The sequence below is a fragment of the Paraburkholderia sp. GAS38 genome, assembly GCF_050434965.1.
Lineage (GTDB): Bacteria > Pseudomonadota > Gammaproteobacteria > Burkholderiales > Burkholderiaceae > Paraburkholderia > Paraburkholderia phenazinium_A.
This window is the reverse complement of sequence record NZ_JBNDJO010000005.1, coordinates 415,703-440,867: the sequence shown is the minus strand read 5'-3', so window position 1 is coordinate 440,867 and position 25,165 is coordinate 415,703. Positions and strand designations below refer to the sequence as shown.

The following is a 25,165-nucleotide window of genomic DNA, read 5'->3' as shown; positions in this document are numbered from 1 at the left end:
TGAGTGAAATGATTTCAAAATCTCTATTGATCTACCGGGGGAGCCGCATGCGGGGTACCTTGATTGCTGCAGCGACTGTCGCGGTTCTTGCCGGATGCTCGACGTACGACAGCGTAACGCAGCGAATCGCCCAAAGCATTACGCCATATCGGATTACCGTTGTGCAGGGTAACTTTGTCTCAGCAGAGGCAGCTGCCCAGATGCAGGTCGGCATGTCGCGGGACCAGGTCCGCCAGTTGCTCGGCACGCCGCTCCTCGCCGACATGTTCCACGCGGACCGCTGGGACTACGTGTTCTATTTCAAGCGCGGCAACACGAGCGTTGTGCAGCAGCGCGACTTTGTCGTGAATTTCGCGGGTGAGCGCGTTGCGAGCTGGTCGGGCGGTCAGGATCTGCCGTCCAACCTCGAACTGCTCGCCGAAATCGACGGCGACAAGCGCGGCAAGAAGGCGTTTGCAGCCGCGGCAGCGGCAGCCAGCGCGCCGGTCGCCGCTTCGGGCACGGCTGCAGCCGCAGCCACGGCTACGCCGCCGGCAGATGCCGCGGCAGCCGCGGGGCAGTCGATGGACCCGAATGCTGAAGCCGCGCAGGCCGCCAACCGTGCAACGGACGCCGTGCAGGCGCCGACCGGCAAGATCACGCCGTCGGTGCGGGCCGGTACGCCGACCGCGAACGGTGGTGTGGTTCCGCAAGGCGCTACGTCGCCGGGCCAGCCGCAGTTCCAGTTCACGCGTCCGCCGCCGCCCACGGTGCCGGGTGCGCCGCAAGAGAATCCGGTCGGCCCGGCAGGCTCGCAGAGCAACAACGGCCCGACCTACAACGCACCGCTCACGTCGGCGCCCGCATCGGCTCCGGGAACGGGTAGCTAAAAACGTTGTCCCTGACAATGACGGGCCGCGTGCGCAGCGCGAGCCCGTCATTTGTGTTTCTTCCGCCATTTCGCGGTTTTCGCGGCGCGCTGTGTGTCGCTTTTTGCCATTGACTGCCATGAACATTGCTATTGCCGGTGCATCGGGCCGTATGGGCCGAATGCTGATCGAAACCGTCCTGAACGATTCTGGCGTCAAACTTTCCGGCGCGCTCGTGCGCCCCGGTTCGTCGCAGCTCGGCCAGGATGCCGGGGCGTTCCTCGGCAAGCAAACCGGTGTGCTGCTCACCGACGACATCGAGCAGGTGTTTGCCCAGTCCGACTACCTGATCGACTTCACGCGCCCGGCCGGCACGCTGGTGCATCTCGAAGCGGCGCTGCGCCACAACGTCAAGCTGGTGATCGGCACCACGGGTTTCGATAATGAGCAGAAGGCGCAACTGCGCACGGCCGGCGAAAAGATCGGCGTCGTGTTCGCGGCCAACATGAGCGTGGGTGTCAACGTCACGCTCAAGCTGCTCGAATACGCGGCACGCCATTTCGCCACCGGTTACGACATCGAGATCATCGAGGCGCATCATCGTCACAAGGTGGACGCGCCGTCCGGCACCGCGCTCGCCATGGGCGAAGCGATCGCCGGTGCGCTCGGCCGCAATCTCGACGACTGCGCGGTCTATGGCCGCGAGGGCGTCACCGGCGAGCGCGATCCGTCCACCATCGGCTTTGCGGCGATTCGCGGCGGCGACATCGTCGGCGACCATACGGTGCTGTTCGCGGGCATCGGCGAGCGCATCGAGATCACGCACAAATCGGCGAGCCGGCTGTCTTATGCACAGGGCGCGCTGCGCGCCGTGCATTTCCTCGAAGGCCACGCAAACGGCTTTTTCGACATGCAGGACGTGCTCGGCCTGCGCTGAGCGCGCAACTGTCCCGCGTGCGCCTCGAGCCCGCTTGAGGCGCAACCGGCGCACACTTTCCGACGGCGAGGTCCAATGGCAGGCACCGGCATTCTTCACTACCTGCAATCCAGCGATACGATCACGCATGCCGTAGCCTACGTGCTGCTGGCTATGTCGGTGGCGAGCTGGTGCTTCCTGATCGTCAAGGGCTGGATGCTGGGCCGCGCGAAGCGCCAGGCGGCACGCGCGATTGCCCAGTTCTGGCAAGCGCCCACGCTCTCGGAAGGCGTCGCCGCGTTGCGGCGCGCGGACAGCGAGCGGGTCTTCACACCGCTTGCCGAAGCCGCGCTGCACGCCACGGAAGTGGATATCCCAGGCGCCTTGCTCGCGCGCGTCGAACGTAGCGAGCGCGTGCTGCGGGCCCTGCGCCAAGCGCTCACCGCCTCGCAACGGCGGCTTGAATTTGGCCAGGTGTTGCTCGCCTCAGTGGGCAGCACGGCGCCGTTTGTCGGTCTGCTGGGTACCGTCTGGGGCATCTATCATGCGCTCGGCAGCATTGCCGCGAGCGGGCAGGCGATGATCGAAAACGTCGCCGGTCCGGTCGGCGAGGCGCTGATCATGACGGCCTTCGGCCTTGTGGTGGCGATCCCCGCGGTACTCGCTTATAACGTGCTTGGCCGCATGGTGCGGCAGTTGTCCGAGGAACTGGACGGCTTCGCGCACGATCTGCACGCCTACGTCTGCGCGCCCGCCCCGGTGGCGCCCCAGGTGAAATCAGCCCAGCCCAGTTCAGCCTAACGTTCACCCTTGGTCAGGCAGGAGGTCGAGATGGCATTCGGCGGACTCGAAAAACGGCAAACCGCGGCGCCGATGGCGGAGATCAACATGACGCCGTTGATCGACGTGATGCTGGTGCTGCTTGTGATTTTTATCATTACGGCGCCTTTATTCACGCACGCCATCCGGCTCGACTTGCCGAAAGTCGCCGCTGCGCCGGCGCGCCAGACGCCGCAGACCATTTCGCTGTCCATCGACGCCGCGGGCAAGATCTACTGGAACGGCACCGTCCTGACCCTCGAGCAGATGCGCGCGCGCTTCGTGGAGGCGGGCAAAGCGGCGGAGCAGCCGGAGATCCAGCTACGCGCCGAGCGTTCGACGCGCTATGAGGTCATCGCCCAGGTGATGGGCGCCGCCCAGCAGGCCGGGCTCGAGCGGCTTGGCTTCGTGACGGATCCGCCGCCGCCCGTGACGAGCCATTAGCCGTGCCGCGCGGCGCGCAGCGGACCCCTCGTCGAACGGTATAATCAGCGTTTTCCCCTGTAAAAGGGGAAACGACGCCATTTCATCAAGCAGAGCACCAGGCCCGGTGCGAAAGCACCGAACCCAGCGATCCCATCACACCATGCACGAAAAATACGTTCCCTCCGACGTCGAATCCGCCGCGCAAGGGCAATGGCGCGCCGTCGACGCCTATAAGACAACGGAAACCACCGACAAGCCCAAGTTCTACTGCGTCTCGATGCTGCCGTATCCGTCGGGCAAGCTGCACATGGGCCACGTGCGCAACTACACGATCAACGACGTGATGTACCGCTATCTGCGGATGAACGGCTACAACGTGCTGATGCCGATGGGTTGGGACGCGTTCGGCATGCCGGCGGAAAACGCCGCGATGGCCAACAACGTGCCGCCGGCCAAGTGGACGTACGACAACATCGCGTACATGAAGAAGCAGATGCAGTCGATGGGTCTCGCGATCGACTGGTCGCGCGAAGTCGCCACCTGCAGCCCGGACTACTACAAGTGGAACCAGTGGCTGTTCCTGAAGATGCTGGAAAAGGGCATCGCGTACAAGAAGACCGGCACCGTGAACTGGGACCCGGTCGACCAGACCGTGCTCGCCAACGAGCAGGTGATCGACGGGCGCGGCTGGCGCTCGGGCGCGCTGGTGGAAAAGCGCGAGATCCCGATGTACTACATGCGCATCACCCAGTACGCCGACGAACTGCTGAACGACCTCGAAGGCCTCGGCTGGCCCGAGCGCGTCAAGGTCATGCAGCAGAACTGGATCGGCAAGAGCTTCGGTGTGAACTTCGGCTTCCCATACGAGATCGACGGCGAGCAGAAGGTGCTGCGCGTGTTCACCACGCGCGCCGACACGATCATGGGCGTGACCTTCTGCGCCGTGGCCGCCGAGCATCCGCTCGCCACGCGCCTCGCCGAGGACAAGCCGGAACTGCAGGCCTTCATCGAAGAATGCAAGCGCGGCGGTGTCGCCGAGGCTGATGTCGCCACGATGGAAAAGAAGGGCATGGGCACGGGTTTCTACGTCACGCATCCGTTGACGCAGGAGCAGGTCGAAGTGTGGATCGGCAACTACGTGCTGATGAGCTACGGGGAAGGCGCGGTGATGGGCGTGCCTTCGCACGACGAGCGCGATTTCGCGTTTGCGAAGAAATACGATCTGCCGATCAGGCAGGTGGTGGCGCTCGAAGGCAAGGAATACTCGACCGACGCCTGGCAGGAATGGTACGGCGACAAGAACGGCACGCTGGTCAACAGCGGCAAGTACGACGGCATGGCCTACACGCAGGCCGTCGACGCGATCGCCAGCGACCTCAAGGAACTCGGCCTCGGCGACAAGCAGGTCACCTACCGTCTGCGCGACTGGGGTGTCTCGCGCCAGCGTTACTGGGGCACGCCGATCCCGATCATCTACTGCGACACCTGCGGCGACGTGCCGGTGCCGGAAGAGGATCTGCCGGTGGTGCTGCCGGAAGACCTCGTACCGGACGGTACGGGCAACCCGCTCGCGAAGTCCGAAGCGTTCGTGAACTGCACCTGCCCGAAGTGCGGCGCGCCTGCGAAGCGCGAAACCGACACGATGGACACGTTCGTCGATTCGTCGTGGTACTTCTACCGCTATGCCGCGCCGGATGCGAAGACCATGGTCGACGCACGCACCGACTACTGGATGCCGATGGACCAGTACATCGGCGGCATCGAACACGCCATCCTGCACTTGTTGTATTCGCGCTTCTGGGCGAAGGTCTCGCGCGATCTGGGCATCGTCAAGTTCGGCGAGCCGGCCAAGAACCTGCTCACGCAGGGCATGGTGCTCAACGAAACCTACTACCGCGAAAACGAAGCGGGCAAGAAGACCTGGTACAACCCGCTCGACGTCACTGTCACGCACGACGACAAGGGCCGCCCGATCGGCGCCACCTCGATTGCCGACGGTCAGCCGGTGGTGCTGGGCGGCGTCGAGAAGATGTCGAAGTCGAAGAACAACGGCGTCGATCCGCAGGTGCTGATCGACCAGTACGGCGCCGACACCGCGCGTCTCTTCGTGATGTTCGCCGCGCCGCCTGAGCAGCAGCTCGAATGGTCGGGCGCCGGCGTGGAAGGCGCGAGCCGCTTCCTGCGTCGCGTGTGGGGCTTCGGTCATGCGAACGAAGCGGCATTGCGCGAACGCGGTTCGTTCGACGCCGCGCAACTGGCCGAAACGGACAAGGTGCTGCGCCGCGAGATCTACAGCGTGCTGAAGCAGGCCGATTTCGACTACCAGCGTCTGCAGTACAACACGGTGGTGTCGGCGGCAATGAAGATGCTCAACGCGCTCGACAGCGCCAAGAGCGCCCAGCCGGCGGTGCTGCGGGAATGCTACGGCGTGCTGCTGCGCGTGCTGTACCCGGTGGTGCCGCATGCGACGTTTCAACTGTGGCAAGAACTCGGCTATGCCGATGAGTTCGGCACGCTGCTCGACGCAGCCTGGCCGAAGGTCGACGAGAAGGCGCTGGAGCAGGCCGAGATCGAACTGGTGCTGCAGGTGAACGGCAAGGTGCGCGGCGCGGTGAAGGTTGCCAAGGACGCCCCGCGTGACGCGATCGAGCAGGCCGCGCTCGCGCATGAGATGTTCGCCAGGTTCGCTGAAGGCAACGCGCCGAAGAAGATCATCGTCGTGCCGGGACGGCTCGTGAACATCGTCGTTTGACGGTGCAGCCGGGAATGAGCAGTGGGCCGCTGCGAGCTGCGGCGGCGCACGAATGGGGTACGGGATTTACTGCGAACCAGGAGCCAATGTGACTCGCAGAACGTTTTTGACGCTGGCGTGCGGGGTCATGGTGTTGTCCGCCTGTGGTTTCCAGCTACGCGGTCAGCAGGACTATCCGTTCAAACGCCTCGCTGTGACGGGTGCGCCGCCTGCCTTTATCGGGCGCTTTAGCCGGATGGTGCAGGGCGGCAGCGATACGGTGGTGGTCGCTTCGGCCGCCAATGCCGATGCCATTCTGCGGGTAACCGAAAGCAGCGGTACAAGCGTGCTGACGATGAACTCGCTCGGTGTCGTCGAGGAGTATCAGTTGAACTACACGCTCTACTACTCGCTCGTCGGCGCAGACGGAACGCAACTGATTCCCCAGAGCACCATTGCGCTGAACCGGGCGATGACCTATAGCGATGAGTACTCGCAGGCAAAGGCCTCGGAGTCCGTGCTTCTGATGACGGATATGCAAAACGACGCAGTCGACCAGTTGGTACGCCGCCTCGGCGTGGTGCACTCGCTGCACCCCGAGCCGGGCCAGGGTGTGCCACCTATTTCGCCGCGCGCGCCGCTGCCGCCGCCGCCGCTTTGATCCGTGCCGCGCATCGCCGTGTTTTGCCAATCTTGCTGATCCGTAGCCATGCAACTACGACTTGACGCGCTCGAAGCGCACCTCGCGAAGGGACTCGCCGGCCTGTACGTCGTGTACGGCGACGAGCACCTGCTCGCGCAGGAAGCGGGCGACCGCATCCGCGCGGCAGCGCGTGCGGCCGGCTATACCGATCGCTCGGTGTTCACGGTCGAGCGCGGCTTCGACTGGAGCTCGCTGCTGGGCGCGAGCCAGTCGATGTCGCTGTTCGGCGACAAGCAACTGGTCGAACTGCGGATCCCGTCGGGCAAGCCCGGGAAGGATGGCGGCGATGCGTTGAAAGCGCTCGCTGCCGCGGTCAACCCCGACGTTCTGACGATGATCACGTTGCCGCGTCTCGATTCGGCGACGCAAAAGGCCGCGTGGTTCACGGCGCTGTCAGAGGCTGGCGTTGCCCTGAAAATCGATCCGGTCGAGCGCGCGCAATTGCCGAACTGGGTGGGTCAACGGCTCTCGCAACAGGGGCAGCGTGTGGCCGCCGGTGAGGAAGGGCGGCGTGCGCTGGCGTTCATCGCGGAGCGGGTGGAAGGCAACCTGCTGGCGGCGCATCAGGAGATCCAGAAGCTCGGGTTGTTGTATCCGGCCGGGGTGTTGAGCTTCGAGCAGGTTCAGGACGCCGTGCTCAACGTGGCCCGCTACGACGTGTTCAAGTTGAACGAGGCGATGCTGGCGGGGGATGTGGGCCGGCTTTCGCGCATGCTCGACGGCTTGCGCGGCGAGGGCGAGGCCGCGGTGCTGGTGCTGTGGGCCGTGGTTGAAGAAGTCCGCACTTTGTTGCGGATCAAGCGCGGGGTTGCGGCGGGCAAGCCGCTTGCGATGCTCACGCGCGAGAACCGCGTGTGGGGGCCGCGTGAGCGGTTGATCGGACCGGCGCTCTCGCGTGTGACCGAAGCGGCGCTGGAGAAAGGGCTCGCACTTGCTGCGAAGCTTGACCGGCAGGTCAAGGGACTTTCCGGCGGCACGCCCGGGAATCACCGTAACGATCCGCCGCCTGATCCATGGGATGGGCTTTTCGAACTGGCGATGACAGTGGCCTCGCCAGTGACGCCAGCGACAGCCTCATCGCCACGCAGGCCGGGGCCAGCCGTTACAGCGCGCAGGCCAGCCTGAGGTAGTGCAGCGGTTTAGGCAGCAGGGCGGGTGGACGCGAGTGCTTCACTTTGCGCGGTGTCAGCATCCGTGCCGGCGTCCACGAACCGCGTGACTACACCTCGTGGCTGACCCCGCGCCAGGCAAGCCGCCGTAACTCGCCTTACAATCGTTTGATGTTTCGCTAATTCTGTCAGTCCGCCGCACGTGAGCGTGCGCGGCACCACGAGAATCACCATGGATATCGACCAGTACATGACCGACCTCGGCCGCCGCGCCCGTCACGCTTCGCGTGCGATGGCGCGGGCGTCGACGGCGGCGAAGAATGCCGCGCTCGATGCGGTAGCCCGCGCCATCGAGCGCGATGCTGCGCAGTTGAAGGACGCCAACGCGCGCGACCTGGCCCGGGCTCGCGATAAAGGGCATGACGCGGCGTTCATCGACCGTCTGACGCTATCGGACAAGGCTTTGAAAACGATGGTTGAAGGCTTGCGCCAGGTCGCGGCGCTGGCCGATCCGATCGGTGAGATCAGCAATCTGAAATACCGTCCCAGTGGCATCCAGGTTGGGCAGATGCGCGTACCGCTCGGTGTGATTGGGATCATCTATGAATCGCGTCCGAACGTGACCATCGACGCTGCCGCGCTGTGCCTGAAGTCCGGTAATGCGGCAATTTTGCGTGGCGGGTCGGAAGCGCTTGAATGCAATACCGCGCTGGCGAAGCTGATCGGCGAGGGGTTGGAAGCCGCCGGTTTGCCGCAGGACGCGGTGCAGGTGGTGGCCACGTCGGATCGTGCGGCGGTCGGCAAGCTGATCACGATGACGGACTACGTTGATGTGATCGTACCGCGGGGTGGCAAGAGCCTGATTGCGCGCTTGATGGAAGAGGCGCGCGTGCCGATGATCAAGCACCTCGACGGTATCTGCCATGTGTATGTCGACGACCGTGCCGATCTGACGAAGGCGTTGACGGTCTGCGACAACGCCAAGACTCACCGCTACGGCACGTGCAACACGATGGAAACGCTGCTGGTGGCGCGCGGTATTGCGCACGAAGTATTGCCGCCGTTGGGCAAACTGTATCGCGGCAAGGAAGTCGAGTTGCGGGTGGATCCTGCGGCGCGTGCCGTGCTGGCGGAAGCCGGCGTTGGCCCGCTCGTCGACGCAACCGAGGAAGACTGGCGCACCGAATACCTGGCGCCGGTGCTGGCGATCAAGATAGTCGACGGCCTTGATGCGGCCATCGAGCACATCAACGAATACAGCTCCCATCACACCGATGCGATCGTCACCGAAGACCACGACCGCGCGATGCGCTTCCTGCGCGAAGTGGATTCGGCAAGTGTGATGGTCAACGCCTCGACGCGTTTTGCGGATGGCTTTGAGTTCGGTCTTGGCGCGGAAATCGGCATTTCGAACGACAAGCTGCATGCGCGCGGGCCGGTAGGGCTGGAAGGGCTGACGTCCCTGAAGTATGTGGTGCTGGGGCACGGCGAAGGCCGTCAGTGACCCGCCGCTTCACACGATTGACAGCAAACAAACGCTAACAAGCCGCACAAGGACCGCCGATGCTTTGGGTAAAAACGTTTCACATCATTCTGATTGCTTCCTGGTTTGCCGGTCTGTTCTATCTGCCGCGCATCTTCGTCAATCTGGCGATGGAAACGGAACCCGCTGCGACGGCGCGACTGCTCGTCATGGCTCGCAAGCTCTACCGCTTCATGACGTTTATCGCGTTTCCGGCGCTGGCGTGCGGGTTGTGGCTGTGGCTTGTGATCGGCATTGGGCGTGGGCAAGGTTGGATGCATGCGAAGCTGGGCGTGGTCGTGTTGCTGATCGCTTATCACGTCTATTGCGGGCGGTTGCTCGCGACGTTTGAACGTGGCGAGAATCGTCGTTCGCATAAGTGGTATCGCATGTTTAACGAGCTGCCGGTGCTGGGGATGTTGGCGGCGGTGGCGTTGGTCGTGATCAAGCCGTTTTAAAAATAGGAGTAATCCTATTTACTGTTTTTCTGCGTATTCGATTATCCGCGCACGGTTGTTTGGATGCGCGGAATTCCACTCCGGAAGCACCGCTTCGTAAATTGACATTCGTCTAGAATCGTCAATCTCATTTCGGCCATTTCTGCGCCGTCTTTCCTTCCGTCGAATTGCCATTCCGCTGATTGTTGCCTTCGGAATTTTCCGAATCTGAAGCACGACTCGATCGGGCTGCTGCATGCGCTTCTCGCGTGCCTTGTCATCAGTGAGCCTTGCCAGTGTGGGATTTACGCCGGTCGCACGTCCAACAAATCCTCGCTTCTCGTGGGAAAAATCTTATCAGCGACGGTTATGGTTTAAGAACCGTCCTATTAATCGGCGAAATTCCTAAATTTATAGTGGCTTCATCCCGGAAGGATTAATGGGATGGTCCGAAAATATCGACTTGGACTGGCCTGATTTCAATCCTTCTGCCACTGACTGACGCGCGTAGGTCTCCGTTAAGACACTTCTCGCCGCGCAGAACCCGTTACCTGATATCCCGAAGGATGAAATCATGAACAAGTCATACAAGAGCGTATGGAACGAAACTACCGGAACGTACGTGGCCGCATCGGAAACGGCGAAGGGCCGCGGCAAGTCGAGCAGGAACCAGAAGGCGCTGATTGCGGCGCTGCTGGCAGCCGGGGTGGGATTCGGCACGGCGGTAAAGTCTGAAGCGGCTGCGACGCCCAACTCTTTCGCCGTTGGCATCCTGGGGACGAATCCGGGTGACACGGACTGCATCTCTTCCGCGGACGGCGCGCAGGTGACCACGAATGGCGACTGCAACGCTGCGTCACAGCAGGCCGGGATTGTTTCCTACGACGGCAGTGGTGCAGCAGGCGCGTATTTCACGGCGACCGATCCCAATACCGCCCATATTGGTGCCGGTGGCGTCGACCAGTTGAGGATCACGAATAAAGGTTTGTTCGTGCTGAACGGGCTCGATATGGGCGGCTTCAAAATCACTAACCTGGCACCGGGCGACGTATCGGCCTCGAGCACGGACGCGGTGAATGGTTCCGAGCTGTATGGGCTCGCTGCGAGTGCTGCAGCGGCGCTCGGTGGCGAGTCGAGCGTGACGGCGAACGGTGCGATCTCGGCGCCGTCGTACCTCGTGGGCGGCACGACAGTACACAATGTCGGCGCGGCTATCACCAATCTCGACGGCCGGGTGACGACGAGCGCGACGGATATTAGCAGCTTGCAGACCACCGTCAGCAACATCACCAATGGCATGGGTGTCGCCAATTCTGCCTACTTTAAAGTGGCGGGCAGTAACAATGGTTCTGACAACGCGTCTATAGTCGCCACTCCTCACGCAATAGCGATTGGGTCTGGCGCAAAGGTTACCTCGGACTATGACGGTGCCATTGCCATCGGTGCCAATGCATCGACGTCATTTAACGGTTATTTCGGGAGCTTGGCACTCGGCGCAGGAGCTACAGCAAATTCAGGTATCGCAATCGGTTACCAGTCGAGTGCGACAGCCGGTTATGCGGTCGCTTTGGGACGCGGCGCAGTTGCAAACGGTTTCGGCGCGATCGCGTTGGGCGGTGGGGCGTCGGCCATTGCGGGCAGCGTCGCGCTTGGCCAGAGTTCGGTGGCCGACCGTGCCCGCACGGTTTCGGTCGGTGTATCCGGAGCGACGCGCCAGATCGTGAACGTGACGGCCGGTACGCAAGCCACCGACGCGATCAACTACGCGCAGTTGCAGGCGGCGGGTCTGCAGGTCGACACAAGCGGCAACGCAACGAACTCCTTCGTCGCGTACGACGATACGACGATGGGCAAGGTCACGCTGGGCGGCGAGTCGGGCACGACGCTGACTAACCTGGCAGCGGGTGAGGTGTCGGCCTCGAGCAAGGACGCGGTGAGCGGTTCGCAATTGTATGCGACCAACCAGAGCGTTGCACAGAACGCCGCTGCCATCGCGCAGAACAGCAGCGACATCGCTCAAAACGCCACCGACGTCTCGAACCTCGACACGCGCGTCACGACGGTTGAAGGCTCGGTGAGCAACCTGACTAACCAGATCAACTCGGGCGCCGTGGGCCTCGTGCAGCAGGACCAGACTTCGGGTGCATTGACGGTTGCCAGCAGCACGGGCGGCTCGAGCGTCGACTTCACCGGTACCGAAGGTGCGCGTGAACTGCTCGGCGTCGCTGCCGGTACGACGAACAACTCAGCGGTCAATCTCGGCCAGTTGAGCCCGGTTGTGTCGTCGCTCGGTGGCGGTGCGCAGGTCAACTCGGACGGTTCGATCACCGGCCCGACGTACCACGTGCAGGGCGGCACGCAGACCACGGTCGGCGGCGCGCTCGATACGCTCGACAGCGGTCTGTCGTCGCTGCAGACGCAGATCAGCAACGGCAGCATCGGTATCGTCACGCAGGATCCGACCTCGCGTGATCTGCTGGTCGGCGCATCAATGGATGGTCTGCGCGTCAACATGGCCGGTGCGAAGGGTAACCGCGTCGTAACGGGCGTGGCAGCCGGCACGGTTGGCGTAGAGAGCGTCGATGCGGTGAACGGCTCGCAGTTGTACGCGAACGCAGCCAGCACGGCTGCGGCGCTCGGCGGCGGTTCGAGCGCCAACGCGGACGGCACCGTTTCAGCGCCGAGCTATAGCGTCGGCGGGACGACGGTGTACAACGTGGGTGCAGCCATCACGAACATCGACGGTCGTGTTACGCAGAACACCTCCGACATCGCCAGCCTGCAAAACACGGTCGGCACGATGAGCGGTTCGGTGGCGAATGCGGTGTCATACGACTCGTCGGCGCACAACCAGGTGACTTTGGGTGGTTCGACCAGCGCGGCCGCCGTCAAGCTGACCAACGTGCAGGCCGGTGAGTTGTCCGCGACGAGCACGGATGCGGTGAACGGCGCGCAGTTGTGGGATACCAACCAGCAGTTGTCGAATCTGACGCAGTCGATGCAGAACCAGCAGCAGACCGGCAACAGTTCCATGTCGGTGAATAACACCAGCGACCCGGCGCCATCGGCCACGGGCAGCGGTGCGATCGCGATTGGCGGCGGCGCGCAGGCTAGCGGCGATAACTCGGTGGCGATCGGCGCAGGTTCGGTGGCCGATCAGGCGAACACGGTTTCGGTCGGCTCCCAAGGCAACGAGCGCCGCATCACCAACCTAGCGCCGGGTCAGGCGCCCACCGACGCGGTGAACCTTGGGCAGATGCAGTCCGCTATCGGCGATACCGCGCGTGCGGCCTATGGTGGCATCGCGGCGGCCACAGCGCTGACCATGATTCCGGAAGTCGATCCGGGCAAGACGGTGGCGGTCGGTATGGCCGGTGCAACCTACAAGGGTTATCAAGCCGCGGCAGTCGGTGCGTCTGCTCGAATCACGCAGAATCTGAAGATCAAGATCGGCGCCGGCGTGAGCGGCAATGAAACGACGGTCGGTGCGGGTGCGTCGTATCAATGGTAACGGGATGACGGTTGCGAGAGGCGGTGCAGTCGGGCCGCTTTAGGCGAACCGCGCATAGGCAGGTAGCAAAAAGTCGGGCTCCCAAACGGGAGCCCGACTTTTTTGTGCACTCGCTGACCGCTCCGAGTCGTGCAGACCCTACACGTGGATTCGACGCTGTACGTGGGCTTAAGCAGTAACATCCGGCCGCGTCGCCCGCCGCCTCTTACCCCCGCGGATCAATCCGCCTGCGATTAATCACTTCCTTCGCCTGAGCCATCTTCTCAACCAGCTCCGGCCCGCGGCTCAGCGCCACTCCCACCGCCAGAATATCGCCAATCGCCAGATGCGAGACGCGCGAGGTCATCGGCGAAAAGATATCCGTATCCTCATCCACGTTGGCAAACAGACCCACGGTCGCCAGCCGCGCCAGCGGCGAATTGCCGTGCGTGATCGCGATCACCTTCGCGCCGGTTGCGAGCGCCATCGTTGCCGCATCGACGATATCGCGCGTGCGCCCGGTGTTCGAAATCGCCACCACCACATCGCCTTCACCGAGCAGCGGCGCCGACATCAGAAACGTATGCGGGTCCGAATACGCGACGCTCGGCATGCCGAGGCGAAAGAACTTGTGCTGCACGTCGAGCGCCGCGATGCCGGAACCCCCAGCACCGTAAAACTCGATCCGCCGCGCCTTGGCGAGCAGCGCAATCGCCGCCGCGACGCTATCGGACGACAGATTGTTGCGCACCTGGATCAGCGCGCCGATGGTCCGGTCGAGCACCTTGGCGGCGACGCCCGGCGCCGGTTCGTCGGGACGTACGTCGCGATACACCGCCGGCACTTCGGCCGCAATGCCCTGCGCGAGCCGGATCTTGAACTCGCGGAAACCCGAAAAGCCGAGCGCATGGCAAAAGCGCGCGATGGTCGGCTGGCTCACGCCGGCGCGCGCGGCCACCTCGTTCATCGACAGGTCGAGCACCTCGCGCGGCGCTTCGATCACGTAGTCGGCCAGCTTGCGCTCGGATGGGCGCAACTGCTCACGCATCTCTTCCAGCTGGGACAGCATCATTGGAAAACTCGCACTATGCTGAAGAATGCGTGGACTATAGCTGATTGCTAGGGATGTACAAAAACTACATATTGTGAGTAGGTGTATTCCCTAAGTTGCTTGTTGGATTTGGCTCAATGGCCTTGCATAAAGGGTCGTGGCGATATTTCCAGTTGCTGCGCTGCAAAGAGGATTCGCGTTGCGATCGTGTAGTTTTTCTACTAAACTCTCGTGGTCGACTAGATTCGACGTCCCCGCGATCCCCACCTGGCCCTGCGCGCGTGTTCGCCTTCAGCCAGTGACGAAGGAGCTTCGATGGTTTCCCCGCATTCGCAATTGCTCAAGGTCACGCAACGCGTGATCGAACGCAGCAAGCCCACCCGCGCCGCCTATCTGGCGCGCATCGACAAAGCCCAGGGCAAGTTTCCGGTGCGCGGCGCGCTGTCGTGCGCGAATCTCGCGCACGGCTTTGCCGGCCTCGAAGGCAACGACAAGCTGGTGATCAAACAGATCCGCGAGCCGAACATCGGCATCGTGTCGTCGTACAACGAGATGCTGTCCGCGCACGCGCCGTTCAAGAATTATCCCGACATCATCAAGCAGGCCGCCCGTGAAAACGGCGGCGTCGCGCAGTTCGCGGGCGGCGTGCCGGCCATGTGCGACGGCGTCACGCAAGGCAATGCGGGCATGGAGCTGTCGCTGTTCTCGCGTGAAGTGATTGCGATGAGCACGGCAGTCGCACTCACGCACAACATGTTCGACGCGGCGTTGTGCCTCGGCATCTGCGACAAGATCGTGCCGGGTCTCCTGATCGGCGCGCTGCAGTTCGGCCACATCCCGACTATCTTTGTCCCTGCCGGCCCGATGACCAGCGGTCTCGGTAATGACGACAAGGCGAAGATCCGCCAGCAGTTCGCCACCGGCCAGTGCGACCGCGGCGCGCTGCTCGAAGCAGAGGCGGCTGCGTATCACGGTCACGGCACCTGCACCTTCTACGGCACCGCGAACAGCAACCAGATGCTGATGGAAGTGATGGGTCTGCATCTGCCCGGCTCGGCGTTTGTGCATCCGCACACGCCGCTGCGCGATGCGCTCACTGCTCAAGCTGCGCGTCGCGTGCTCGACCTGACGGTGGAGCGCGGCAACTACACGCCGATCGGCCACGTGGTCGACGAGAAGGCCATCGTCAACGGCATCGTCGCCCTGCTGGCGACGGGCGGTTCGACCAATCACACGCTGCACCTGGTGGCGATTGCGCGCGCGGCGGGCATCGTGATCGACTGGGACGATTTCGACCAGCTCTCGCAAAACGTGCCGCTGCTCGCGAAGATCTACCCGAACGGCAAGGCCGACGTGAACCACTTCCACGCCGCGGGTGGCGTGGCGTTCCTGGTCCGCAATCTGCTGGAAGGCGGTTTGCTGCACGAAGACGTCAACACGGTGGCCGGTAAGGGACTGCATCACTACACCGAAGAGCCGAAGCTGCTCGACGGCAAGCTGACCTGGGTGCCGGGCGTGACGGAGAGCCAGGAAACGGCGGTGTTGCGCGGCATCAGCGAGCCGTTCCAGCCGGACGGCGGTCTGCGTCTGATGCAGGGCAAGCTCGGGCGCGGCGTCATCAAGATTTCGGCGGTTGCGGCGCAGCATCGCAAGGTGAAGGCGCCTGCCATTGTGTTCGATTCGCAGGAAGCGGTGCAGGAAGCCTTCGATAAGGGCGAACTGAAGCGCGATTTCGTGGCGGTGGTGCGCTTCCAGGGCGCCCGCGCAAACGGCATGCCCGAACTGCACCGTTTGACGCCGCTGCTCGGCGTGTTGCAGGATCAGGGTTTCCATGTCGCGCTCGTCACGGATGGGCGTATGTCGGGCGCCTCGGGCAAGGTGCCGGCCGTCATCCACGTCTCACCGGAAGCCTTGCTGGAAGGGCCGATCGGCAAGGTGCGCACGGGCGACATGCTGGTGATCGACGCTGAAGCCGGCGTGCTCGACATCGAAATCGATGCGGCCGAATGGGCGGCGCGGCCGGAAGCGGTGCCGCAGCATCAGGCGGAAAACGAAGTCGGCTTCGGCCGCGAACTGTTTGGTGTGTTCCGTGCGGCCGCTGCGCCTGCGGAGCTGGGCGCCTCGGTATTTGGCCCGATGGTGGGTGAAGTTCACGCAAGCCACGCGCTGCAGAAACAAGGAGTCTGACTATGACGGCAAAGAAAGTAAGCGATATCGTGCGCCTCGGCCCGGTGATTCCGGTGCTCGCATTCGACTCGGCGGAACAGGGTGAGAGCGTATCGCGTGCACTGCATGCAGGCGGCGTGAAGGTGTTGGAAATCACGTTGCGTACGGAAGCCGGTCTGAAGGCTATCGAACGCGCGAGCCAGTTGGCCGAAGACATCGTGGTGGGCGTCGGCACGATCACGAAGCCGGAGCACTGCGCGCAGGCCAAGAAAGCGGGCGCAAAGTTCGGCGTCTCGCCGGGTCTGACGAAGGACATGCACAAGGCCGCGCAGGACGCCGGTCTGCCGCTGCTGCCGGGTGTGATGACCCCGAGCGACATCATCGTTGCGCTCGAACTCGGCTACGAGATCGTCAAGTTCTTCCCGGCGCAGCAGGCGGGTGGTGTGCCGATGCTGCAGGCGTTTTACGGCCCGTTCCCGACGCTGAAGTTCTGCCCGACCGGTGGCATCTCGGCGGAAACGGCCCCTAACTTCCTGGCGCTGCCGAACGTCGTCTGCGTGGGCGGTTCGTGGCTCACGCCGAAGTCCGCGGTCGCGGCGCAGAACTGGGACGAGATTACGCGTCTCGCGCGTGCGGCGACTGAACTCGCCGCACCGGCCCACTGAGGGCGAGACCGATCTGAGTCGCGATGCTGGCGCCGGCAGATAGTTTGGCTGGCGTCCGTGCAAGTGACTCATGGGTTCGAAGTCACGTCGGGAATCGGGCGGAGTCTCAAGGAGCCTCGTTGTTGCAGCCGTTCAGGTCGCGACGCCGAGGCTCCTTTTTTATCGTGGCTGGGCGTTTCGCGCGCTCAGAATGCAAACAAACAGTAAAATTCAGCGTCCGAGCGGCTAACCGGGATTAACCGGTTTCGCGCGAGGCGTGGAGACAGCCGGCGCGACTGGGTTCACACTGGCCTACGTTTGCGCAAGACAATGCCGAACCGTCCCAAGCTTCGCGCGAAGTGCCAGGCGCCAGGTTTGCCGGCGCTCATAACCAACAATGCAAAAGGAGGCGCTCCATGGGAGCTAGCCATGGCAGCTTGCTGCTGATTTACGCGGTGGTCGCTATTGCCGCGTTGATCCTGTTGATCACGCGCTTCAAGGTCTATCCGTTCCTCGTCCTGATCATCGTCTCGCTGCTGCTTGGACTCGTGGCCGGCATGCCGATGGGCACCATCGTCAAGTCGTTCGAAACCGGCAATGGCAACACGCTTGGTCACATTGCGATCGTGGTCGGCCTCGGCACCATGCTCGGCAAGATGATGGCCGAGTCGGGCGGGGCGGAACGCATTGCTACGACCCTGATCGACAAGTTCGGCGAAAAGCATATCCACTGGGCAATGATGGTGGTGGCGATCATCGTCGGTTTGCCGGTGTTCTTCGAAGTGGGTTTCGTGCTGCTGATTCCGATTGCGTTCAACGTCGCGAAGCGTACCGGCAAGTCGCTGTTGCTGATCGGCCTGCCGATGATCGCCGGCTTGTCCGTCGTGCACGGGCTGATTCCGCCGCACCCTGCGGCGATGCTCGCCGTGCAGGCGTATCACGCGGATATCGGCAAGACGATCGCGTACGGTCTGATTGTCGGCGTGCCATGTGCGATTGTCGCGGGGCCGCTGTTCGCGCTGCTGGTCAGCCGTTACATCAAGCTGCCCGAGCACAATCCGCTGGCCGCGCAGTTTCTCGGCTCGGCTGCGGAAGACAAGGAGAAGCAGACGAAACGTGAGTTGCCGAGTTTTGGCGTGACGTTGTTCACGATTCTGCTGCCGGTGATTCTGATGTTGATCGGCAGTTGGGCGGATCTTGTGTTTGCACCGAACACGTTGCCGAACGACCTGCTGCGTTTCGTCGGCAATTCGGATGTAGCGCTGCTGATCGCCGTGCTGGTCAGCTTCTGGACGTTCGGCGCGAAGCGCGGCTTCAACCGCGAGCAGATCCAGAAATTTTGCGGCGAGTGCCTGGCGCCGATCGCCGGCATCACGCTGATTGTGGGAGCAGGCGGCGGCTTCGGACGCGTGCTGATGGACAGCGGCATTTCGAAGGAAATCGTCAATGCCGCCACGGCGGCGCATCTGTCGCCGCTGTTGTTTGCATGGGCTGTGGCGGCGCTGATTCGTCTCGCGACCGGTTCAGCGACGGTTGCGATGACCACGGCATGTGGCATCGTCGCTCCCATCGCCGCGGCCGGTGCTGTGCAGGTGCGCCCTGAGCTGCTGGTGTTGGCAACGGGTTCGGGATCGCTGATTTTTTCGCACGTCAACGACGGCGGATTCTGGCTGATCAAGGAGTACTTTGGAATGACGGTGGGGCAGACGTTCAAGACATGGTCGCTGCTCGAAACGATCATTTCGGTGATGGGTTTGGGTTTGACCTTCGCACTGGCGACGGTCCTGTAAGGAGTATCGAATGATTCTGATCGCAATGGGCGTGTCGGGCGCCGGCAAGACGCGGATTGGCGAAATGCTGGCGGAGCGTCTGCAATGCAGCTTCACGGATGGCGATGCGTTTCACAGCGCGGCCAACAAGGAGAAGATGCACAAAGGTATTCCGCTCACCGACGAAGACCGCTGGCCGTGGCTCAAGACGATTCGCGCTGCGATTGAGGAAAAGCAGCACGCGGATGAAGCGGCGGTGTTCACGTGCTCGTCGTTGAAGCGCTCGTATCGCGACGTTCTGCGCGGCGGCGATAGGGACGTGGTGTTTGTGTATCTGAAGGGCTCGTATGAAGTGCTGCACGAGCGCTTGCAGACGCGCACCGGACACTTCTTCGATCCTTCACTGCTGCAAAGCCAGTTGGACACGCTGGAAGAGCCGGGCGAGGACGAGGCGATTACGGTGAGTATCGAACTGTCGCCGGATGCGATTGTGGATGAGGTGTTGGTGCGGATGAAGCTTCGCTAACGTGGAGGATGGGCTGAACCCGGGCATTTAATCTTCCGACGGGTCGTACCGATATGGGGAAAAATAGTCGCCAGCCGCAGATGCCACGGGTTTTCCGCGGTTGAAATATTGCACGGTGTAGTCGATAAACGAACTCGTTTTGGGTGGAAGATATTGACGCCGCGGATAGACTATTGAAACGTTTTTCTCGGGGTCATCGATTTGATGGCTTTGCAAGATGCGTTTAAGTGCTCCTGCAGTCAATTCGTCGTCCACGAACGGGGAGGGCAGGATCGCGATACCCATGCCGGCAAGCGCCGCCGATCGGACCATCACGGCACTGTTGACGGTGTAAACCGGTTGCAGCAACACGGGCTGGGACATTCCTGCTGCATCGGTGATATCCCACTTGACCTCGTGCTGTCCTTCCTGCAACGCGACGAATGAGTGCGATGCGAGTTCATCCAGCGTGACGGGCTCGCCGTGACTCGCGAGATAGGCGGGCGCGGCGCACATTACCAAAGGGTGTGTGCCGATCAATCGTTGAACCAGTTCGCCGTCAGACACCATCGTCGATGTCACGAGGCCGACGTCGTATCGACTTTCGTAGCTATCCTTGAGCATGTCCATGCTACGTTCGGCCAACGTCAAGCGCACATTGACTTTCGGGTGGCGACGCCGGTATCCGTCGAGGAGCGGTGTCAATGAAAGCACCGATAATGCGTCTGCCGCCAATATGTTTAGGGTGCCACGCGGTTCCCGTGCGCTTTCTACGACTGATTTTTCCACATGATCTAAATCCTCAAGCACGGCGCGGCATCCTTGTAGATAACGTAAGCCCGCCTCGGTCAGGGAGACGCGGCGCGAGGTGCGATTGAGAAGTCGAGTTTGCAAGCGGGCTTCGAGCATTGCAATCGATCTCGTCGCGAGCGCGTTGGACACGGCGAGCTGCTTTGCAGCACGACGAAAACTTTGCGTGTCAGCGACGTTGACAAACAGTCGCATCGCTTGAAGCTGATCCACGGATTGCCTCGCATGCGCGGCATAGCCGCGCGAATATCATTGAGAAACGATTTGTCTAGGATAAATTGCTTAGGAAAACGATGTTGTTTCAATCAATTTGCGTGTGCAGTATAAGATTCGTTGCCGTTGTCGCCATGACGTGAAGGTGACATCTTTGTCATCTATTTCGTCCGGATTGCGAAAACGGCTAGGGCGAGAATCACGTCGGGTGGTATGGCAGGAGGCCGCCTCAGGGCTGCCTCCAATGCCAATTCAATAGACGGGATCACGTCAAAGCGGCGACAGCGCTCTCAAAGCTGGCGCCCCCGTACAGGGCGGTGTAATGCACCTGCAGAATCACATCGTTGAGCGAGGCCCGCAGCGCGGTCTGCTCGTCCGAAGTGGGGTTCGGGAAACTCAGATGCCATTTCGACACCGCCCCGGTGCCTTCAAACGGCAGATAGCGTTCGTCGCCGAAGCTGAGCGAAAACAGCCCACTGTCGTTGAGCCCCGACGAGATAGCCACCTGCTGGTTGGCGCGTGGATTGACCGTGAGGTTGTTGGCGTTCCCGGTCGTGGCATCTCGGAGATATTTCACGCCTTCGATATCGGCTTTGAGCAGCACGCTGCTGCTGGTCTGGGTCAGTGTTACGCGCACGTCTTGATAGGGGCCCAGCAACGTTGGCAGCGTCACTGTTACGAGACTCAACTGGCGCAGGTAGTGCCCGGGATAGTCCGCATCGAACAGCGCTTCGTCGAGCGTGAAATCCACGTTGCCGCTACTGATGAAGTTGCCCCAGGTGGTGTCGTCGTTGATCAACTGCTTGAGTGCGATGGTTTTCGTCAGCTCCAGACGGCGTACGTTGCGCGACAGCCAGGCGGACTGCATCTGCTGCAGATTCAGTTGCAGGGTCTCGCCCACGAGGAAACCGCGATAGCTGTCGCTCCAGGCATTGGTCTGGATGAACCGGGTGGTCACATCGCCCATCTCATACTGCCAGCACGCTTGCGTGCTCAGGCACAAGGACAACACGGCGTCGTAAGCCTGGTAATACAGCGACGACAACTGGCCGGTCAGCCAGTTGTAGAGCGACGACTGGGTGAAACGGCTGGTCAGGAAGTTGAGCGTCGACTGCAGGTTCGCCTGTTGCGCCTGCGCCTGGGCCAGCGCGGTTTGCGCACCCTGCTGACGGACACTCAGCGCTTCAAGTTGCTGGCTGATCATATCCATCTCGTCCTGCGCCTGGCTTGCCTGGAAGGACCATTCGTCCTGGCGGCGGTCGTATTCCGCAGAACTCTGTATTCTTTGAGTGTCGGCGCCCAATGCAGTGACACTCACCTCGGAGGACTTCGCCGCACCTTGCAGCGCAGCTCCCCAAACGCTCCCGCCGTCGGAGAATCCAAAGATGTTTGGTGCACAGTTCATCGCAGACCCTGCGACGACTACGCCCGCCGCTGCATCCAGCAAGGCCGCCATAGTCGCCATCGTGTCGAGCGCCGACTGCTCCTGTGCGCTGATCCCGTTGTTGTACAGCGATTGGTAGTAGTCCCGTCGGGCCTGTGTCAGAGTGTTGCTGGTCGTCAGCGCGTCGTAGTCCTTGGCCAGGGCATCAATCGCGTTTTGCTGCAGCGAGATGGTAAAGGACGAAATAGTGAGTAACTGCTGCTGATCGAGTTCTTGCAGGGCGGCCGCGTCGTCGCGTTCACAATAGCCCAATAGCGTCTGTCCCAACTGGCTGAGGAAGCCCACGGCCGAGCTAGCGCTTTGCCACATCGCCCGGAAACGGTATGGCGGGATGGTGGCCACCACCCCGTTGGCAGCGCTGGTCAGCGAGCCGCCCTGGACGCTTTGCGCCATCAGTACCGACGGGTTGATCGGGGCCGCGTACAGCGGCACGGTAATCGGCAGTCCGTCAATGCTCAGGTTGTGGCGCAGGTTGTACAGGCGCGAGTCGATCAGGTTCCAGTACTGCAGCAACTGGGCATTGAGCGGGGCGATGAAGGCCGCATTTGTGCCAACGGTTTGCGTCAGTGCGTAACGGCCGGGGAACAGGGGCAGGTCTGTTGGACTACTTTGTTCAAATGTCCGCAGCGCAGGATTCTGATAGACACCGTCAGCCAGCGCTGATAGCGTTTGCGGTGTCCAGTCGCTGTAAATGTGCACGTCGGGGCGCGGCCCAAGCAGGTCTTTGGCCTGGGCGTAGCCCAGTTTGGCCAGGCTCAACCCGTCGTTGGTCAATAGCCGGTAGCTGGCATCGGCTGATGCGATCAGGTTGCTGACGTAGGCCATGAAAATGGCCTTCTGGTAGTGAACCGGGTCGGCGGAGGCGATCGCATCGGGGTCGGTGGTGAGCTGGCTGACGGTGCCCTGGGCGCCGGCGGCCGGGGTTTCAACCAGCGGGCGCACACTCCAGTAATCCGGCTCCGGGTAGTGGTCGTTACTGCTCGTACGTCCGCGTGCCGCGGGGTCAAAGATGTAGTGATACCAGCTCTGGGCGTCGCTGTACTGTTGTTCCTGACCCAGACGGTAAGCGACCAGGTGCGGCATGTAGAAGAACAGTTCCCAGAAGTAAATGCCGTTGGCGCCGTTGAAGTCCATGGGTACGGGAGGTGGGGACCCGGACCCCAACCCAGGTTCCATTGTCAACTGGGTATTCCAGTTCAGCAGACTATCAAGACTGACACTGGCCTGGCCAATGAGGGTTTTGGCGAACAGGGTGTTAAGACGGACGGGGGCAATCTCTTTGCCGTCGTTAAATGTAGCGTCTCCAAAGTCGAGGTACTGGGCTGTACCCAAAGTGGCATCGGTGCAGGTCGCGATGTACGGTGTATCCCGGAAATTTCCGAATTCCCTAAAGGTCAATGGATAGGTCGCATAGAAACATACTGTGGTATTGTTCCATTCATATCCATAGGTAAAATCGATATTAACGGTGTTATCCGACGATATCGGAACATCAATACTTACTTGAATGGGAGTTTGGTTGGGCGCAAAGCTCGATTGGTCAAGTGAACCTGTGATATCCGCCCAGTCGCCTATGCCGTACCGGAATGACCAGGTGTTATGGATGAGGGGGTAGTCTTTAGGGGCAAAATCAAATATAATGTAATTTGCAGTGCCGTCATAACCAATAGACATTGAAAGATCGTTATCGAATTTAGCCGACTCACCGGGGGATGTCATTATAAGGAGGTCGAAGGTTACTGTTCCATTTTCAATTGGATAATTAAAATGATAGGGAAAAATATCCAATAAATACGGGCCAGTGTACACGGATAGACTTGTTAGAGTTTGGTATTTACTTTCCACGTTTGTAATTGTAAAGTCTGGAAATTCAACGGTTTTCTGAGTTAATAGTATGGTTGTGTTAAAGAGTTGAGAACTCGAATCGCTCCCCCCATAATCTTGAGGTTCAGCGGCTCCCGGAGATATTGGCATGGTTGTGCTGAGGGATTGAGAACTCGATGGGTATCCCGGAAGTACTGGAATGTTGGTGATAGAATAGCCATGAAATTTGCTGCTATCAAAGTCGGCCGGAATGTCGATGGTAACGGTTAGTGTTGAATCTGAATTTGTTACGACATTATTTACGGACAGACGGGGCATAGTATAGTCGCCGGTCGGATCGCATACTGTTGGTGTTCCAACCTCCCATATATTCCATCCAACCTCGCTACATGCTGACTGAATGAGCTGCTGCCTCGAAATGGACTGTGGGCTTGTTGTCCCACCAACAAAGTTGTCCAGTGCGTACGCAATTATTGTCAAATCAGCGTCATTGGATGCCGACTGGATTAATGTCACGTTGAACCAGTAATCAATTTCAAGGGAAAAATCGCTATAGCCATATATGCCATTCGAATTATTGCTGCCCCCTTTGGTTGATGGATCCGTAGTGGTCACGTTCGAATAAAGAGATAAAAGCAGTTTGTCGTCGGTTGTGTAGTAGAGTGCCGCGGTATAAAGAGAATCTGGGAGTGCGTCGAAGAGGCTTTTGCAATAAAGCGCCTGCTGATCTGGCTGATCTGGTGGAAGTGGATACGGGGGCGATATCTTGGTATCGGGTTTGATATCGGCACTGTCGATCCGGGCAAGCAAATTTGGGGCACTCCATTTCATGCTAAAATCGCAGTAGGATGAATAGGCGCTAATGGCCTGATAGGAAGTGCTGGTGGTCGTTACAGTACTGCTACTGGTGCCGGAAATATCCACATCTTTCCCTGAGGACGTTTTCTCAAACCAGAACAGATACAGCCGGTTGTTGAAATACGCCAGACGTGGCAACCCCATGAGCGCATCGTCATTGATGGCGGTATTCATCGCATACCACTGGCTCCACGCGCTGTTAGACATCACATTGTCCGCATCCTCATTCATGTCAAATGAACGCCAGTAGTACTGGTATGGCGTTTCACGCGTTCTGCCCAGCATATAGTAGGTGTCGCGGGTCTGATCATCTCCATCCAGATAGCCGCTGATCACGTCCAGGTTGGCCACCTGCTCAAATTCGTTGAGGTAGGCCAGTACCGCCTGCTGGGCGTTGTCCTTATTGATTGCATGTTGATCGAGTGACGATTCCAGTTCGATGAAATACTCGGTTTTGTTCTGACGCAACGTGGGATCGATATAGTCTTCCGGATAAATATCAAGTTCCACCTCTCCGCCCCACACGTCATACTGGCTCGCGCCCGCTTTCCACTGGGTCAGATGGTCGGGATCCAGATATTGGGTGTCATAGCCCGGTTCCATATTCAGGGCAATACCGTTGATATATTGCTGAATGCTGGACATGGCCTGCGCAACCTGCGAGGTGGGCACGGCATTACTGACCAACGGGTCAATCAACAGATACTCGTACACGTCTTCCGGTGTTTGCACCAGAGTGGTTAAATCAGTATTGCTGCTATTCGGCACATATTGACCCAGATAATAGGCCAGCAAGGCGTCGCGCTGATGTTCGTTCAGGGATGCAGCGATATCGGTGCTCATGGGAAACCTCATGAAAACAGGTGTGATGCGGCGCGGG

Annotated in this window: 17 protein-coding genes; 14 read left to right on the top strand and 3 right to left on the bottom strand. The window is 60.9% G+C overall.

Annotation, left to right across the window (positions count from 1 at the left end):
* The first annotated feature begins 47 nt into the window (after positions 1 to 47).
* The 10 genes from P3T42_RS15330 (at position 48) to P3T42_RS15285 (ending at position 13,022) form a co-directional block, all read left to right on the top strand.
* On the top strand, positions 48 to 869 hold the full coding sequence (locus P3T42_RS15330; RefSeq protein WP_074302486.1) for an outer membrane protein assembly factor BamE: 822 nt from the start codon (positions 48 to 50) through the stop codon (positions 867 to 869).
* Between the two features lie 118 nt (positions 870 to 987).
* Positions 988 to 1,785, top strand: coding sequence for a 4-hydroxy-tetrahydrodipicolinate reductase (dapB, locus tag P3T42_RS15325; RefSeq protein ID WP_429306508.1), 798 nt, complete (start codon positions 988 to 990; stop codon positions 1,783 to 1,785).
* Positions 1,786 to 1,860: 75 nt separating this feature from the next.
* Entirely contained in the window at positions 1,861 to 2,565 is a 705-nt protein-coding gene (locus P3T42_RS15320) for a MotA/TolQ/ExbB proton channel family protein (protein WP_074302483.1), read from the top strand.
* A 30-nt stretch (positions 2,566 to 2,595) separates the two neighbouring features.
* Complete coding sequence (locus P3T42_RS15315) at positions 2,596 to 3,027, top strand: ExbD/TolR family protein (RefSeq protein WP_074302481.1); 432 nt, start codon at positions 2,596 to 2,598, stop codon at positions 3,025 to 3,027.
* 142 nt (positions 3,028 to 3,169) lie between these two features.
* On the top strand, positions 3,170 to 5,761 hold the full coding sequence (gene leuS / locus P3T42_RS15310; RefSeq protein WP_429306507.1) for a leucine--tRNA ligase: 2,592 nt from the start codon (positions 3,170 to 3,172) through the stop codon (positions 5,759 to 5,761).
* Between the two features lie 88 nt (positions 5,762 to 5,849).
* Positions 5,850 to 6,401 carry an LPS assembly lipoprotein LptE gene (lptE, locus tag P3T42_RS15305; RefSeq protein ID WP_253190312.1) on the top strand — a complete coding sequence of 184 codons (552 nt, stop codon included), beginning with the start codon at positions 5,850 to 5,852 and terminating at the stop codon, positions 6,399 to 6,401.
* 48 nt (positions 6,402 to 6,449) lie between these two features.
* Positions 6,450 to 7,568 carry a DNA polymerase III subunit delta gene (holA, locus tag P3T42_RS15300; protein ID WP_074302473.1) on the top strand — a complete coding sequence of 373 codons (1,119 nt, stop codon included), beginning with the start codon at positions 6,450 to 6,452 and terminating at the stop codon, positions 7,566 to 7,568.
* A 216-nt stretch (positions 7,569 to 7,784) separates the two neighbouring features.
* Complete coding sequence (locus P3T42_RS15295; protein ID WP_429306506.1) at positions 7,785 to 9,056, top strand: glutamate-5-semialdehyde dehydrogenase; 1,272 nt, start codon at positions 7,785 to 7,787, stop codon at positions 9,054 to 9,056.
* A 59-nt stretch (positions 9,057 to 9,115) separates the two neighbouring features.
* The gene (locus P3T42_RS15290) at positions 9,116 to 9,532 is read left to right on the top strand and encodes a CopD family protein (RefSeq protein ID WP_074302469.1); all 417 of its coding nucleotides are present in this window, start codon (positions 9,116 to 9,118) and stop codon (positions 9,530 to 9,532) included.
* A gap of 553 nt (positions 9,533 to 10,085) precedes the next feature.
* Complete coding sequence (locus P3T42_RS15285; RefSeq protein ID WP_429306505.1) at positions 10,086 to 13,022, top strand: YadA-like family protein; 2,937 nt, start codon at positions 10,086 to 10,088, stop codon at positions 13,020 to 13,022.
* Between the two features lie 205 nt (positions 13,023 to 13,227).
* Here P3T42_RS15285 and P3T42_RS15280 read toward each other — a convergent pair whose 3' ends face one another.
* Entirely contained in the window at positions 13,228 to 14,073 is an 846-nt protein-coding gene (locus P3T42_RS15280) for a MurR/RpiR family transcriptional regulator (RefSeq protein ID WP_074302466.1), read from the bottom strand.
* Positions 14,074 to 14,367: 294 nt separating this feature from the next.
* Between P3T42_RS15280 and edd the strand changes: the two genes are divergently transcribed.
* The 4 genes from edd to P3T42_RS15260 all read left to right on the top strand — a co-directional run bounded on the left by edd (position 14,368) and on the right by P3T42_RS15260 (position 19,157).
* Positions 14,368 to 16,239, top strand: a complete 1,872-nt coding sequence (edd, locus tag P3T42_RS15275) for a phosphogluconate dehydratase (RefSeq protein ID WP_429306504.1) — start codon at positions 14,368 to 14,370, stop codon at positions 16,237 to 16,239.
* A gap of 2 nt (positions 16,240 to 16,241) precedes the next feature.
* A complete protein-coding gene (gene eda / locus P3T42_RS15270) occupies positions 16,242 to 16,883 on the top strand; it encodes a bifunctional 4-hydroxy-2-oxoglutarate aldolase/2-dehydro-3-deoxy-phosphogluconate aldolase (protein ID WP_429306503.1) in 642 nt (213 codons plus the stop codon).
* 395 nt (positions 16,884 to 17,278) lie between these two features.
* Positions 17,279 to 18,652, top strand: a complete 1,374-nt coding sequence (locus P3T42_RS15265) for a GntP family permease (RefSeq protein ID WP_074302460.1) — start codon at positions 17,279 to 17,281, stop codon at positions 18,650 to 18,652.
* A 10-nt stretch (positions 18,653 to 18,662) separates the two neighbouring features.
* Positions 18,663 to 19,157: a gluconokinase gene (locus P3T42_RS15260; protein WP_429306502.1), complete on the top strand. Its 495-nt coding sequence runs from the start codon at positions 18,663 to 18,665 to the stop codon at positions 19,155 to 19,157.
* 27 nt (positions 19,158 to 19,184) lie between these two features.
* Here P3T42_RS15260 and P3T42_RS15255 read toward each other — a convergent pair whose 3' ends face one another.
* Both P3T42_RS15255 and P3T42_RS15250 read right to left on the bottom strand, forming a co-directional pair.
* On the bottom strand, positions 19,185 to 20,159 hold the full coding sequence (locus tag P3T42_RS15255) for a LysR family transcriptional regulator (RefSeq protein WP_429306501.1): 975 nt from the start codon (positions 20,157 to 20,159) through the stop codon (positions 19,185 to 19,187).
* Positions 20,160 to 20,424: 265 nt separating this feature from the next.
* Positions 20,425 to 25,128 (bottom strand): neuraminidase-like domain-containing protein, encoded by a 4,704-nt coding sequence (locus P3T42_RS15250; protein WP_429306500.1) that lies wholly within the window; start codon positions 25,126 to 25,128, stop codon positions 20,425 to 20,427.
* Positions 25,129 to 25,165 lie beyond the last annotated feature (37 nt).